At 69.2% G+C, this 13,720-nt stretch carries 14 protein-coding genes; 8 read left to right on the top strand and 6 right to left on the bottom strand.

What is annotated here, in order from left to right; genetic code table 11:
- Positions 1 to 96 precede the first annotated feature (96 nt).
- The gene (gene leuA / locus A9W96_RS13175; protein ID WP_082972220.1) at positions 97 to 1,953 is read left to right on the top strand and encodes a 2-isopropylmalate synthase; all 1,857 of its coding nucleotides are present in this window, start codon (positions 97 to 99) and stop codon (positions 1,951 to 1,953) included.
- A 269-nt stretch (positions 1,954 to 2,222) separates the two neighbouring features.
- On the opposite strand, the gene A9W96_RS32180 is transcribed toward leuA, so the two are convergent.
- Entirely contained in the window at positions 2,223 to 2,378 is a 156-nt protein-coding gene (locus tag A9W96_RS32180; protein ID WP_165827896.1) for a DUF6131 family protein, read from the bottom strand.
- A gap of 119 nt (positions 2,379 to 2,497) precedes the next feature.
- Between A9W96_RS32180 and A9W96_RS13170 the strand changes: the two genes are divergently transcribed.
- A complete protein-coding gene (locus A9W96_RS13170) occupies positions 2,498 to 3,172 on the top strand; it encodes a response regulator transcription factor (RefSeq protein WP_066868327.1) in 675 nt (224 codons plus the stop codon).
- 15 nt (positions 3,173 to 3,187) lie between these two features.
- Here the strand turns inward: A9W96_RS13170 and A9W96_RS13165 are convergent, their stop codons facing one another.
- Positions 3,188 to 4,180: a DEDDh family exonuclease gene (locus tag A9W96_RS13165; protein ID WP_067140265.1), complete on the bottom strand. Its 993-nt coding sequence runs from the start codon at positions 4,178 to 4,180 to the stop codon at positions 3,188 to 3,190.
- Between the two features lie 78 nt (positions 4,181 to 4,258).
- On the opposite strand from A9W96_RS13165, the gene A9W96_RS13160 reads away from it, so the two are divergent.
- The 3 genes from A9W96_RS13160 to A9W96_RS13150 are packed head-to-tail and all read left to right on the top strand — an operon-like array spanning position 4,259 to position 6,670.
- On the top strand, positions 4,259 to 5,536 hold the full coding sequence (locus A9W96_RS13160) for a Mur ligase family protein (RefSeq protein ID WP_066868323.1): 1,278 nt from the start codon (positions 4,259 to 4,261) through the stop codon (positions 5,534 to 5,536).
- 4 nt (positions 5,537 to 5,540) lie between these two features.
- A complete protein-coding gene (locus A9W96_RS13155) occupies positions 5,541 to 6,236 on the top strand; it encodes a type 1 glutamine amidotransferase (RefSeq protein WP_156749053.1) in 696 nt (231 codons plus the stop codon).
- 11 nt (positions 6,237 to 6,247) lie between these two features.
- Entirely contained in the window at positions 6,248 to 6,670 is a 423-nt protein-coding gene (locus tag A9W96_RS13150) for a hypothetical protein (RefSeq protein WP_066878769.1), read from the top strand.
- 6 nt (positions 6,671 to 6,676) lie between these two features.
- Here A9W96_RS13150 and recR read toward each other — a convergent pair whose 3' ends face one another.
- Together recR and A9W96_RS13140 are read right to left on the bottom strand one after the other, a co-directional pair.
- Positions 6,677 to 7,288, bottom strand: a complete 612-nt coding sequence (recR, locus tag A9W96_RS13145) for a recombination mediator RecR (RefSeq protein WP_008263246.1) — start codon at positions 7,286 to 7,288, stop codon at positions 6,677 to 6,679.
- Positions 7,289 to 7,304: 16 nt separating this feature from the next.
- On the bottom strand, positions 7,305 to 7,649 hold the full coding sequence (locus tag A9W96_RS13140) for a YbaB/EbfC family nucleoid-associated protein (protein WP_066868317.1): 345 nt from the start codon (positions 7,647 to 7,649) through the stop codon (positions 7,305 to 7,307).
- Positions 7,650 to 7,747: 98 nt separating this feature from the next.
- Here A9W96_RS13140 and A9W96_RS13135 point away from each other — a divergent pair, with 98 nt between their 5' ends.
- Complete coding sequence (locus A9W96_RS13135) at positions 7,748 to 8,509, top strand: Rv3717 family N-acetylmuramoyl-L-alanine amidase (protein ID WP_197498099.1); 762 nt, start codon at positions 7,748 to 7,750, stop codon at positions 8,507 to 8,509.
- Positions 8,510 to 8,566: 57 nt separating this feature from the next.
- Here A9W96_RS13135 and A9W96_RS13130 read toward each other — a convergent pair whose 3' ends face one another.
- Positions 8,567 to 9,004: an SRPBCC family protein gene (locus tag A9W96_RS13130; protein WP_066868313.1), complete on the bottom strand. Its 438-nt coding sequence runs from the start codon at positions 9,002 to 9,004 to the stop codon at positions 8,567 to 8,569.
- Between the two features lie 82 nt (positions 9,005 to 9,086).
- Here A9W96_RS13130 and A9W96_RS13125 point away from each other — a divergent pair, with 82 nt between their 5' ends.
- The gene (locus A9W96_RS13125; RefSeq protein ID WP_066878798.1) at positions 9,087 to 10,478 is read left to right on the top strand and encodes an FAD-binding oxidoreductase; all 1,392 of its coding nucleotides are present in this window, start codon (positions 9,087 to 9,089) and stop codon (positions 10,476 to 10,478) included.
- Positions 10,475 to 11,785: a class I SAM-dependent methyltransferase gene (locus tag A9W96_RS13120; protein ID WP_197499506.1), complete on the top strand. Its 1,311-nt coding sequence runs from the start codon at positions 10,475 to 10,477 to the stop codon at positions 11,783 to 11,785. Before A9W96_RS13125 ends, A9W96_RS13120 begins: the two co-directional genes overlap by 4 nt.
- Positions 11,786 to 11,799: 14 nt before the next feature.
- On the opposite strand, the gene A9W96_RS13115 is transcribed toward A9W96_RS13120, so the two are convergent.
- Positions 11,800 to 13,686, bottom strand: a complete 1,887-nt coding sequence (locus tag A9W96_RS13115) for a DNA polymerase III subunits gamma/tau (RefSeq protein WP_067140262.1) — start codon at positions 13,684 to 13,686, stop codon at positions 11,800 to 11,802.
- Between the last annotated feature and the right edge of the window lie 34 nt (positions 13,687 to 13,720).

Here is a 13,720-nt window from a genome sequence, read left to right as displayed (position 1 = left end):
ACGCCGCGACGGGGTCTGATCCAGACCGGCTTCCCGTCGCGGGTGTTCGCGATGCGCCGGTCTGAAGTTCCCTTCTGATACCCCGGAGCAATCACCGTGACTTCCAATCCCGACGCATTCAGTTCGACACGCACCATCGTCTCGCCCGCGGGCCCACCAGCGCCCGGGCAGCCCACCTGGAACCCGCAGCGCGGCTCGTCCATGCCGGTTAACCGGTACCGGCCCTTCGCCGAAGAGGTCGAGCCCATCCGGCTGCCCGACCGGACCTGGCCGGACCGGGTCATCGCTCATGCGCCGCTGTGGTGCGCGGTGGACCTGCGTGACGGCAATCAGGCGCTGATCGACCCGATGAGCCCGGCACGCAAGCGCCGCATGTTCGATCTGTTGGTTCGCATGGGCTACAAGGAAATCGAAGTCGGATTCCCGTCGGCCAGCCAGACCGACTACGACTTCGTCCGCGAAATCATCACCGACGGCGCCATCCCCGACGACGTCACCATCCAGGTGCTGACCCAGTGCCGGCCGGAGCTGATCGAGCGCACCTTCGAGGCGTGCGACGGCGCGCCGCAGGCCATCGTGCACTTCTACAACTCGACGTCGATCCTGCAACGCCGCGTCGTGTTCCGCGCCGACCGCGCCGCGGTGCAGGCCATCGCGACTGAAGGCGCCCGCAAGTGCGTCGAGGAAGCCGCCAAATACCCCGGCACCCGGTGGCGGTTCGAGTACTCGCCGGAGTCCTACACCGGCACCGAGCTCGAATACGCGAAACAGGTATGCGACGCCGTCGGCGAGATCATCGCACCGACCCCGGACAACCCGATCATCTTCAACCTGCCCGCCACCGTCGAGATGGCCACGCCCAACGTCTACGCCGATTCGATCGAGTGGATGAGCCGCAACCTGGCCAACCGCGAATCGGTCATCCTGAGCCTGCACCCGCACAACGACCGCGGAACCGCCGTCGCCGCAGCCGAATTGGGCTATCAGGCCGGGGCCGACCGCATCGAGGGTTGCCTGTTCGGCAACGGCGAGCGCACCGGCAACGTGTGCCTGGTGACACTGGGGCTGAACCTGTTCTCCCGCGGCGTGGACCCGCAGATCGACTTCTCGAACATCGACGAGATCCGCCGCACCGTGGAGTACTGCAACCAGCTGCCGGTGCACGAACGGCACCCGTACGGCGGCGACCTGGTCTACACCGCGTTCTCCGGCAGCCACCAGGACGCGATCAACAAGGGCCTGGACCAGATGAAGGTCGACGCTGATGAGGCCGGCGCGGACGTCGAGGACATGCTCTGGCAGGTGCCGTACCTGCCGATCGACCCCAAGGACGTCGGGCGCACCTACGAGGCGGTGATCCGGGTCAACTCGCAGTCGGGCAAGGGCGGGGTGGCCTACATCATGAAGGCCGATCACGGCCTGGCCCTGCCGCGCCGGCTGCAGATCGAGTTCTCCCAGGTGGTGCAGAAGATCAGCGAGGGGGAAGGCGGCGAGGTCAGCCCCAAGGAGATGTGGGATGCCTTCTCCGAGGAGTATCTGGCCCCGGTCCTGCCGCTGGAGCGGATCAAGCAGCGCGTCGACGCGGCGGAGGACGACAGCGGGGTCACCCGCATCACCGCGACGGTCAAGATCAACGGGGTGGAGACCGAGATCAGCGGGCAGGGCAACGGCCCGCTGGCCGCGTTCGTGCACGCGCTCGGCGGTGTCGGCTTCGACGTGGCCGTCCTGGACTACTCCGAACACGCCATGAGCGCCGGTGACGACGCGCAGGCCGCGGCCTACGTGGAGGCGTCGGTGTCGATCGCGAGCGCGGCGTTGCCGGGCGAAGCGGGTCGGCACCCATCAGGTCCGGTCGGCGGTCAGACGGTGTGGGGGGTCGGCATCGCGCCGTCCATCACCTCGGCGTCGCTGCGCGCGGTCGTGTCGGCGGTCAACCGCGCCGCTCGCGGGTGATCAAACAGCGCTAAAGCGGGGGACTCGCCGCCACGGCGCCGTGGCGGCGAGTCCCCCGCGGATGGGCCCGGAACGCTAAACGGCGAGCAGGGGTTGGTGGGCGGTTCACCCGGCGTGGTGGGGTGTATAAACCACCTGCAGTCCGGGCCCCCCGGCGCGGGCGGGCGGGGGGGGGGGGCGTCCCCCGCTGATGGGCCCTGAACGCTAAACGGCGAGCAGCCACTCGAGAACTCGCGGCAGTGCGTCCCAGGCGATGCGCGGCGGCCGTCTCAGAAGTAATGCCGTCGGCCGCCGACCGCCCGGCCGGTGCTTCCCAGGACCGCCAGGATTGCTCCGATCACAACGAGGATGATCCCGAGGGTCCACAAGATGGACATCTTGAGCAGAAATCCCGCGATCAGCAGGACGATACCGAGAATGATCATGGTGCGCCTTCCCCTTGAAATGCCTGACTGCTTGGTTCGGCCGGTTGCCCGACGCTGAGCTCAGTCGACCACCCTTAAGGGGGGTACCAATACACCCTTAGGTAGGTAATCTCGTCGGCATGCCACCCGAGTCGCGATCCCGAACGCCGATCACCATCGCGCTCGTCGACGACTACGACGTTGTCGTCAAGGGCGTAGCCAACATGTTGGACCCGTACCGAGACCGCGTCGTCATCGCAGAACTCGACTCCACCATGCCCGTCGATGACGCGGTCGACATCGTGCTGTACGACTCATTCGCCCAACCCGAATCCGATCACGAAGAGATCGGAATTCTGGTTGCCAACCCGCGAGCGCGCCGAGTCGTCGTATATACGTGGAACTTTCACCCCGATCTCATCGCTAGCGCACGGCAGCGCGGCGCGCGAGGCTATCTCTCCAAGACTCTTCCGGCGCGCGAGCTGGTTGCCGCTTTAGAGGCCGTGCATTCCGGTGAAGTGGTCATCAGTCCGGTGGCAGGCCGGGCGCGCAGCGCGCCCGGGCTGGACTGGCCGGGTCGCGGTGAAGGACTCAGCGATCGCGAAGCGGAGATCCTTGCGCTGATCACCCAGGGTAAGAGCAACGCGGACGTGGCGCGGTTGACCTACCTGAGTCCTAACACCGTGAAGTCCTACATTCGGACGATCTATCGCAAGCTCGGCCTCGGCAGTCGCACCCAGGCAGTGTTGTGGGGCGTCGAGCACGGATTCGCTCCCGACCATCACCGCATCGAACACTGGCACGGCGGCCCCTGACGGGCAAAGCAGCTGTCAGAACAGCGCGAGCTGCTGATCCAGCGCCCGGACGTCGGTGAATTCGTCCATGCTGGTGCCGCCGATCACCGCGCCGATGCCGGCTATGAACTCCGCGTCGGAGAGCACCGGCACCCCCAGCTGCCGCGCGAGGTAGCCCTTGCCCTGCTCGGGGGCGGGGTCGTTACAGACCACCAGCGAGGTCTCCCGGTCGACCGCGTCGCTGTAGGCCAGCCCGGCATGCAGGATCCGTTCCACGAGTTCCTCGTGCGTGCGGCCGACCTCGGCGGCCAGCGCCACGCGCATGCCCTGCACCAGCGGTCGGCCGCCGACGTAGGGGCCCGGGTTCAGATATGGGCACGGCATTCGGGACGCGAGCACCTTCAGCGGGCGCAGCTCGTCGTGGGTGACGCGGCCGTTCGGCCAGCGGCGCCGGGTCACCGGGTGGATCGGCAACCAGATGTCGCCCTCGCGGGCGAGCTTGAGCGCCGAAGCCAGCACACCGGTCAGCACCATCGCGTCGTCGAAGGCGTCGTGCGGCCGCTCCTGGGTGACGCCCCAGTGCGCCGCGAGCGTCTCCAGCCGCAAGTTGTCGATGCCGAGGTCCAGCCGCCGGGCCAGCTCCACAGTGCACATGACGCTGTCGACGGGCAGTTCGGTCTCGGCCAGTTCGGCTTCGGCGGCGAGAAACGCGTAATCGAACGCCACGTTGTGGGCGACCAGGGTGCGCCCACGCAGCACCTCGGCCACGTCGCCGACGATGTCGGCGAATTGCGGCTGGTCTTCCAGCATGGCGGCGGTCAGGCCGTGCACATGGGTGGGGCCCGGGTCCACGCCGGGGTTGAGCAGGCTCACCACCGAGTGCTCGACGATGCCGTCGGCGTCCAGACCGAGCGCGGCCACGCTGATGATCCGCGCCTGGCCCGGCCGGAAGCCCGAGGTCTCGACGTCAACGACGGCCCAGCCCGCGTCCGGCTCGCTGGCCGGCCGACCCCAGGGCACCCCGCTCATGCACTGAGGATGGCACGGCCGACCGACATCACCCGGTCGAAAGACGCCGTGTCGGGGTGGCACATTTAAACTTCCGGGGTGGTTACCACCCGTGCCCGTCTGGCCCTCGCCGCAGGGGCGAGCGCGCGCTGGGCGTCGCGGGTGACCGGCCGCGGCGCCGGGGCGATGATCGGCGGCCTGATCGCGATGACGCTGGACCGCTCGGTGCTCCGGCAACTCGCCGCGGGACGGCGCACCGTCATCGTCACCGGCACCAACGGCAAATCCACCACCACCCGCATGACGTCGGCCGCGCTGGCGACGCTCGGTTCGGTGGCCACCAACGCCGAGGGCGCCAACATGGACGCCGGCCTGATCGCCGCGCTCGCCGCCAACCGGGGTGCGCCGCTGGCGGCCCTGGAAGTCGACGAAATGCACGTCCCGCACGTGTCCGACGCCGTCGACCCCGGCGTCGTCGTGCTGCTCAACCTGTCGCGCGACCAGCTGGACCGGGTCGGCGAGATCAACGTCATCGAACGGACCCTGCGCGCGGGCCTGGCCCGGCACCCGGGGGCGGTCGTCGTGGCCAACTGCGACGACGTGTTGATGACCTCGGCCGCCTACGACAGCCCGAACGTGGTGTGGGTGGCCGCGGGTGGGTCGTGGTCGAACGACTCGGTCAGCTGCCCGCGCAGCGGCGAGGTCATCGTCCGCGACCGGGGCCACTGGTATTCCACGGGCGCGGACTTCAAACGCCCTAGCCCGCAGTGGTGGTTCGACGACGAGAGCCTCTACGGGCCGGACGGCCTCTCGCTGCCGATGCGGCTGGCGTTGCCCGGCGCGGTCAACCGGGGCAACGCCGCCCAGGCCGTCGCGGCCGCCGTGGCGTTGGGCGCCGATCCCGGCAAGGCGGTGGCGGCCGTCTCGACCGTCGACGAGGTCGCCGGGCGCTATCGGACGGTCCGGGTCGGCGCGCACGAGGTGCGCATCCTCCTGGCGAAGAACCCGGCCGGCTGGCAGGAGGCGCTGTCGATGGTGGACAAGCACGCGGCCGGGGTGGTCATCTCGGTCAACGGCCAGGTGCCCGACGGGGAGGACCTGTCGTGGCTCTGGGACGTGCGGTTCGAGCTTCTCGCCGGTGAGCCTCGTGCACGAGGTGAATCCGGCGAGCTTCAGCAGCGCGAGGAGACCGCGGTGGTGGCCGCCGGGGAGCGCGGCACCGACCTGGCGGTGCGGCTCGGCTATGCGGGCGTCGAGCACACCCTGGTGCACGACACCGTCGCCGCGATCGCGTCGTGCCCGCCCGGACGGGTGGAGGTCGTCGCCAACTACACGGCGTTCCTGCAGCTGCAACGGGCATTGGCGCGCCATGGCTGACTCGGTGGTACGGATCGGGCTGGTGCTGCCCGACGTGATGGGCACCTACGGCGACGGCGGCAACGCGCTGGTGCTGCGGCAACGGCTCCGGCTGCGCGGCATCGCCGCCGAGATCGTCGAGATCACGCTGGCCGACCCGGTTCCCGAGTCGCTGGATCTCTACACGCTGGGCGGCGCGGAGGACTACGCGCAGCGCCTGGCCACCCGGCACCTGATCAAATACCCGGGCCTGCAGCGCGCCGCGGACCGGGGCGCTCCGGTGCTGGCGATCTGCGCGGCCGTTCAGGTGCTCGGGCACTGGTATGAAACGTCGGCCGGGGAACGCGTCGACGGCGTGGGCATGCTGGACGCGACGACGTCGCCGCAACAGGTGCGCACCATCGGCGAGCTGGCGACCAAGCCGCTGCTGGCGGGCCTGACCGAGCGCCTCACCGGATTCGAGAACCACCGCGGCGGCACCGTGCTGGGGCCGGCGGCGTCGCCGCTGGGCGCGGTGGTTAAGGGCGCGGGCAACCGGTCCGGTGACGGCTTCGACGGCGCAGTGCAGGGCAGCGTGATCGCGACCTACATGCACGGCCCATGCCTGGCCCGCAACCCGCAGCTGGCCGACCTGCTGCTCGGCACGGTGGTCGGCGAGCTGGCGCCGCTGCCGATGCCGGAGGTCGACTTGCTGCGCCGCGAGCGGCTGGCGGCCCGCTAGGACGAAACGAGATGACGAAGATCAGCCACAGACTTGCCGCCGGCGCCGCGTTGACCGCCGCGTTTCTCGCGTCGTCGGCACCGGCGCACGCCAACCCCGAAGTGCTGAACGGCCGGTACAACGTGCTCTACACGGACAACGACAAACCGACCGCCTGGCTTTTCGTCCCGTGCGGATCGGACTGCACCCGGGCGACCTCCCAAGATGGCGGGACGTTGGTCACCAGCTGGGAGTTCCACCTCGCCAACGGGCGATGGACGCACAGCGGCACGGCCCAGGCGCAGTGCCCGAACGGCGTAATCGCTCCGGTGACCGTCGACTACAGCTTCGATGCCGTGTCGCTCGCCGGCGAAGGCCAGCAGACGACGACGGACGCGTGTGGCGGAGAGCCCGGGAAGACCGTCACCCGGCCCTTCCAGCTGAGCAAGGCCTGACGAACGTCAGACCATGGCCCGGCGCCCGGCCAGCGCGCGACCGAGCGTCAACTCGTCGGCGAATTCCAGGTCCCCGCCCATCGGCAGCCCCGACGCGATCCGGGTCACGGTCAGGCCGGGGATGTCGCGCAGCATCCGCACCAGGTAGGTGGCCGTCGCCTCGCCCTCGGTGTTCGGGTCGGTGGCGATGATCACCTCGGTGATGTCGACGTCGTCGACCCGCTCGCCGATCCGGCTCAACAGCTCGCGGATCCGCAGCTGATCGGGCCCCACCCCGGACAGCGGATCGAGCGCACCGCCCAAAACGTGGTAGCGGCCGCGGAACTCGCGGGTGCGCTCGACGGCCTGGACGTCCTTGGGCTCTTCGACCACGCACACCTGCGAGCCGTCCCGGCGGGGATCCGCGCAGATCCGGCACCGCTCGTTGTCGGAGACGTTGCCGCACACCGCACAGAACCGCACGCCGTCGCGAACCTTGGCCAGCACCGCGGTCAGCCGGTCGATGTCCGGCGGTTCCACCGACAACAGGTGGAACGCGATGCGCTGAGCGCTCTTGGGCCCGATGCCCGGCAGCTTGCCGAGCTCGTCGATCAAATCCTGGACGGGTCCTTCGAACATGACGGTGGCGGAGCGCCTAGAGCCCCTGCGCCGGCGCGGGCGGCTGCCCCGGCGGGGGACCGAAGCCGCCGGCCAGCGACCCCAACCGCTCCTGGGCCATCCGGGTGACCTGCTTGGACGCGTCCCCCATCGCGCCGACGATCAAATCCTGCAGGGTCTCGATGTCCGATGGGTCGACGACGGACGGGTCGATCTTCACCGCGATCACCTCGCCGCTGCCCTTGACGACGACCTGCACCAAACCCCCGCCGGCCTGACCATGCACCTCGGCGTTCGCCAGTTGTTGCTGGGCTTCCATGAGCTTTTGCTGCATCTGCTGCGCCTGGGCGAGCAGCGCCGACATGTCGCCTCCGGGTTGCATGACAATCCCCTCGCATCTTGGTCTCGAGTTGGTTTCGCTCGTGAGTCTCCGGCGATTCGAAACCCCCAGCGTAGACCGCTCGGCGTTAGCTTTGCGCCGTGGACCTACGACTGAGCAGACGTGTCGGGATCAAATTGGCGGTCGGTGTGCTCGTCGCCGCTTCGACGGCGATCATGCCCACCGCGGGGGCGGTCCCGTCCAACATCGCCGGCATGGTGGTTTTCATCGACCCGGGCCATAACGGCTCCAACGACGGCTCCATCAACCGTCAGGTGCCCACCGGCCGTGGCGGCACGAAGGACTGTCAGACCAGCGGAACCGCGACCAACACCGGCTACATGGAGCACAGCTTCACCTGGGACACCGCGCTGCGGGTGCGCGCCGAACTGAGCGCCCTCGGCGTGCGGACCGCGCTGTCCCGCGCCAACGACACCGGCCTGGGGCCGTGCGTCGACGAACGCGCGAACGCGGCCAACGCGCTGCATCCCAACGCGGTCCTGTCCATTCACGCCGACGGCGGTCCGCCGTCCGGGCGGGGATTCCACGTCAACTACTCGGCGCCGCCGCTCAACCAGGTGCAGGCGGGCCCGTCGGTGCAGTACGCGCGGATCATGCGCGACCAGATGCAGGGCTCCGGCATCCCGCCGGCCAATTACATCGGCCAGAACGGTCTCTACGGCCGCTCGGATCTGACCGGCCTGAACCTGGCGCAGTACCCGTCCATCCTCGTCGAGTGCGGCAACATGAAGAACCCCGCAGACTCGGCGCTGATGGAATCCGCCGAGGGCCGGCAGAAGTACGCCGACGCACTGGTCCGCGGCGTCGCGGGGTTCTTGGCCTCGCAGGGCCAGGCGCGCTGAGCTTGATTGCGGGGCTCCTCAACCGGCCGTTCCGGCCGCCATCGTCGCCCCGCTAGGTCAGCTCTCCAGTTCCTTCTTCAGGTTGGCCAGCACCTCGCCCTGAATCCTCTTCAGCCCCAACGGCGCAAAGGTCTTTTCGAAGAAGCCCTTCACGCCGCCAGCGCCGGTCCAGGTGGTCTTCACGGTGACGCTGGAGCCGGGCCCGGCGGGGGCCACCGTCCAGTTGATGATCATGGACGAGTTCGCGTCCTTTTCGATGACGGTGTGCCCGGCCACGTCGACGTCGGCCTGCACGTCGCGCACGCGTGACTTGGTGGCCTGCAGCTTCCACTTGGCGATCGTGCCCGCGCCCTGACCGCCCTGCACCACCTGGTAGTCGCTGTACTGCGGCGACAGAATCTTCGGGCGGACGTTCTGGTAGTCCGCGACGGCGGCAAGGGTTGCCGCGGGCTCCGCGTTGATCAAGATGGTGCTCTCTGCGCTCACCTGTCCCAAGGCGACCCCTCCTCATGCTGATTTCCCCGGTACCGCCCGCTCGCGACGGGTGCACGGGCTGTTGTCGAAGACTAGGGTATATCTGGTGCCTGTCCTTGGATCTGCACTCTCGGCCCACAAGTCCGGCGTCGACCGGATGATGGCAAGTTATCGATCCATCCCGGCAACGTCTGCCGTCCGGCTGGCCAAGCCGACGTCAAATCTGTTCCGCGCCCGCACCAAACGCGATGCGCCCGGCCTGGACACGTCGGGACTGACCGGGGTTCTGAGCGTGGATCCCGAAACCCGCACCGCCGACGTGGCCGGCATGTGCACGTACGCGGACCTGGTCGCCGCCACGCTGCCGTACGGCCTTGCGCCACTGGTCGTCCCCCAGCTCAAGACCATCACCCTCGGCGGCGCGGTGAGCGGACTGGGCATCGAGTCGTCGTCGTTTCGCAACGGCCTCCCGCATGAATCCGTGCTGGAGATGGACATCCTCACCGGCGCTGGCGATTTGCTCACCGCGTCGCGCACCCAGCACGCCGACCTCTTCCGTGCCTTCCCGAATTCCTATGGGACGCTTGGTTATTCGACACGGCTTCGGATCGAGCTGGAACCGGTCGCGCCGTTCGTGGCGCTGCGTCACGTCCGATTCCGCTCGCTGCCGGATCTGGTCGCGGCGATGGAACGCATCATCGACACCGGCGGGCAGGGCGGGACGCCGGTGGACTACCTCGACGGCGTGGTCTTCAGCGCCGATGAAAGCTACCTGTGTGTGGGCCGGCGGACCACCACTCCCGGCCCGGTCAGCGACTACACCGGCCGCGACATCTACTACCAGTCCATCCGGCACGACTCCGCGGGCGTCGAAGCCACCAAGGATGACCGGCTGACCATCAACGACTACTTCTGGCGCTGGGACACCGATTGGTTCTGGTGCTCGCGCGCGTTCGGCGTCCAGGACCCGCGGCTGCGCCGCTGGTGGCCGCGCCGCTACCGGCGCAGCAGCTTCTACTGGAAGCTCATCGCGCTGGATCAGCGGTTCGGCATCGCCGACCGGATCGAGAAGCGCAACGGCCGACCACCGCGCGAACGGGTGGTGCAAGACGTCGAGGTGCCGGTCGAACGGACCTGCGAGTTTTTGGAGTGGTTCCTCGACAGCGTCCCCATCACGCCAATCTGGTTGTGCCCGTTGCGTCTGCGCGACCACGACGGCTGGCCGCTGTACCCGATGCGGCCGGATCACACCTACGTCAACGTGGGCTTCTGGTCGTCGGTGCCGGCCGGCCCATGCGAGGGCGCCACCAACCGGATGATCGAAGCCAAGGTGAGCGAGCTCGACGGGCACAAGTCGCTGTACTCCGACTCGTTCTACTCCCGCGAGGACTTCGACGAGTTGTACGGCGGCGAGGCCTACAACACCGTCAAGAAAACCTATGACCCCGATTCTCGCTTACTCGACCTCTACGCAAAGGCGGTGCAACGGCGATGACGACGACAAAAGAACCGCACCGCTCGTCGACGGGCAAACTCAGCATGGCCGAGATCCTGGAGGTCTTCGCCGCGACCGGCCGACATCCGCTGAAGTTCACCGCCTACGACGGCAGCACCGCCGGAAGCGAGGACGCCGAACTGGGCCTGGACCTTCGGACCCCCCGCGGCGCCACCTACCTGGCCACCGCGCCCGGCGAGCTCGGCCTGGCCCGCGCCTATGTGGCGGGCGACCTGCAGGCATACGGCGTGCATCCGGGTGATCCTTACCAACTGCTCAAGACGCTGACCGATCGGGTCGAATTCAAGCGGCCACCGGCACGGGTGCTGGCCAATGTCGTCCGTTCGATGGGCTTCGAGCGGTTGCTGCCGGTGTCACCGCCACCCCAGGAAACCCGGCCGCGGTGGCGCCGGGTCACCGAAGGGTTGATGCACAGCAAGACCCGCGACGCCGAGGCCATCCACCACCACTACGACGTCTCCAACACCTTCTACGAACTGGTGTTGGGCCCATCGATGACCTATACCTGCGCGGTGTATCCCAACGCCGAGGCGACGCTGGAGGACGCCCAGCAGAACAAGTACCGGCTGATCTTCGAGAAGTTGCGGCTGCAGCCGGGCGACCGGCTGCTCGACGTCGGCTGCGGTTGGGGCGGGATGGTGCGCTACGCCGCGCGCCGCGGCGTGCGGGCCATCGGCGCCACCCTGTCGGCCGAGCAGGCGAAGTGGGCGCAGCGGGCGATCGCCGACGAAGGCCTCACCGAGCTGGCCGAGGTGCGGCACAGCGACTACCGCGACGTCGGCGAGACGCGGTTCGACGCGGTGTCCTCGATCGGGCTGACCGAGCACATCGGCGTCAAGAACTACCCCGCCTACTTCGGCTTCCTGAAGTCGAAGCTGCGCACCGGCGGGCTGCTGCTCAACCACTGCATCACCCGCCACGACAACACCTCGACCTCGTTCGCCGGCGGGTTCACCGATCGCTACGTCTTCCCGGACGGGGAGCTGACCGGCTCGGGCCGCATCACCAGCGACATCCAGGATGCGGGCTTCGAGGTGTTGCACGCGGAGAACTTCCGCCATCACTACGCGATGACGCTGCGCGACTGGTGCCGCAATCTGGTCGAGCACTGGGACGCGGCCGTCGCCGAGGTCGGCTTGCCGACCGCCAAGGTGTGGGGCCTGTACATGGCGGCATCGCGGGTGGCGTTCGAACAGAACAACCTTCAGCTGCATCACGTGCTGGCCGCCAAGGTCGACCCGCGCGGCGACGACAACCTGCCGCTGCGGCCGTGGTGGACGCCCTGACCCGCCCGCCTCGGCTAGCCGTTGTCGATGCGGCGGGCGCCCAACTCGTTCTGTAGCAATTCCAGCGCGACCTCTTCGGGGTCGCGGCGCGGCGCCGACGGCTCGTCGCGGACCGCTTCGGCGAGCATGTGTTCCTCTTCTTCGTCGCGCCGCGCGGAATCCGGGTCGGGTGCGGGCTCCGGCGCGCTGGGCACGGCCGGGCCGCTTCCCCCGCCGGCGGGCGGGGCCGTCGGCACGGCGGCCGGCGCGCCCGCCTCACACCGCACCCGCCAGTTGACGCCGAGCGCGTCTTTGAGCGCTTCGGCGATGACGTCGGCGTTGCGCTGTTCGCAGAGCCTCTTGGCCAGCGGCGCCGACTCATGGCTCAGCACCAGCGTGTTGCCCTCGAGGGCCCGGACGGTCGCACCGGCCAGCATCACCTCGGTGGTGCGGCTGCGCTGACGGACCTTTTCGCGCACCGTCGGCCACATGCTGCGCACCGCGGCGGTGTTGAGTTCGCCTGGCGCAGAGTCTGATTCGGCCGCCGGCGGCGGGGCCGCGGCCGGTTCGGGCGCGGGCGCCGGGGGCGGCTCGGGGGTCGGTTCGGCGACCGGGACCGGCTTGGCCTCGAGCTTGGGCTCGGGTTTCGGCTCGGGCTTGGCGGCGCCCGCCGCGGACCGCCGGGTGAACCGGGCGGGTGCCTCGGGTTCGGCCGCCGCCGGCGCGCTGCGCGGCGCAGCGGCGGTGGCCTCGGAGCCGGGAATGGACATGTCCAGCCGGGTCTCGATGCGCTCGACGCGTTGCAGCAGGGCGGATTCGGTGTCACTGGCCGAGGGCAGCAGCAGTCGCGCGCACACGACCTCGAGCAGCAGGCGCGGCGCGGTGGCTCCGCGCATCTCCCCCAGCCCGGCCTGCACCACCTCGGCGTAGCGGGTCAGCGTTGCCGGCCCGATCCGGGTGGCCTGCTCACGCATGCGCTCCAGCACGTCCTCCGGCGCGTCCACCACGCCGCGGCTCGCCGCGTCCGGGACGGCCTGCAGCAGGATCAGGTCGCGGAACCGCTCCAGCAGATCGGTGGCGAAACGCCGTGGGTCGTGGCCGGCATCGATCACCGACTCCACCGCACCGAACAGCGCCGCGGCGTCGGCGGCGGCGAGCGCGTCCACGGCGTCGTCGATCAGGGCCATGTCGGTGGCGCCGAGGAGGCCCAGCGCCCGCTGATAGGTCACGTGGGCGCCTTCGGCGCCGGCCACCAGCTGATCCAGCACCGAAAGGGTGTCGCGGGGCGAGCCGCCGCCGGCGCGGATCACCAGCGGGTAGACGGCGTCGTCGACGGCGACGCCCTCCTGTTCGCAGATCCGAGCGATCAACGCGCGCATGGTCTTCGGCGGCAGCAGCCGGAACGGGTAGTGATGGGTGCGCGACCGGATGGTCGGCAGCACCTTCTCCGGTTCGGTGGTGGCGAAGATGAAGATCAGGTGCTCGGGGGGCTCCTCGACGATCTTGAGCAGCGCGTTGAATCCCGCCGTGGTCACCATGTGCGCCTCGTCGACGATGAACACGCGGTAGCGCGACTGGGCCGGCGCGTAGAACGCGCGGTCGCGCAGCTCGCGGGTGTCGTCCACACCGCCGTGGCTGGCGGCGTCGAGTTCGACCACGTCGATGCTGCCGGGGGCGTTGGGCGCCAGCGCCTGGCAGGAATCGCAGACCCCGCAGGGGGTGGCCGTCGGCCCCTGCGCGCAGTTCAGCGAGCGGGCCAGAATGCGCGCCGAGGAGGTCTTCCCGCAGCCGCGTGGCCCGGAGAACAGATACGCGTGGTTGATCCGGCCGGCTTCCAGGGCGATCGACAGCGGTTCGGTGACGTGCTCCTGACCCACCACTTCGGCGAAGGTTGCCGGTCGGTATTTGCGGTAGAGGGCCACGGTCAGCAGGTTACCGGCGTCCGCCGACGACGAT

Origin of the sequence: Mycobacterium sp. 1245852.3 (genome assembly GCF_001669335.1) — a bacterium.
Classification (GTDB): Bacteria; Actinomycetota; Actinomycetes; order Mycobacteriales; family Mycobacteriaceae; genus Mycobacterium; species Mycobacterium europaeum_A.
Note: the sequence above shows the minus strand (reverse complement) of the source record. Positions and strands in the feature narration are given on the sequence as shown.

Bases quoted from the DNA above. Each gene is read 5' to 3' on its own strand.
- A9W96_RS32180 (WP_165827896.1), bottom strand. From the start codon at position 2,378: ATGATCATTCTCGGTATCGTCCTGCTGATCGCGGGATTTCTGCTCAAG.
- A9W96_RS13165 (WP_067140265.1), bottom strand. From the start codon at position 4,180: ATGAGCGGGGTGCCCTGGGGTCGGCCGGCCAGCGAGCCGGACGCGGGC.
- A9W96_RS13170 (WP_066868327.1), top strand. From the start codon at position 2,498: ATGCCACCCGAGTCGCGATCCCGAACGCCGATCACCATCGCGCTCGTC.
- A9W96_RS13140 (WP_066868317.1), bottom strand. From the start codon at position 7,649: ATGCAACCCGGAGGCGACATGTCGGCGCTGCTCGCCCAGGCGCAGCAG.
- A9W96_RS13120 (WP_197499506.1), top strand. From the start codon at position 10,475: ATGACGACGACAAAAGAACCGCACCGCTCGTCGACGGGCAAACTCAGC.
- recR (WP_008263246.1), bottom strand. From the start codon at position 7,288: ATGTTCGAAGGACCCGTCCAGGATTTGATCGACGAGCTCGGCAAGCTG.
- A9W96_RS13150 (WP_066878769.1), top strand. From the start codon at position 6,248: ATGACGAAGATCAGCCACAGACTTGCCGCCGGCGCCGCGTTGACCGCC.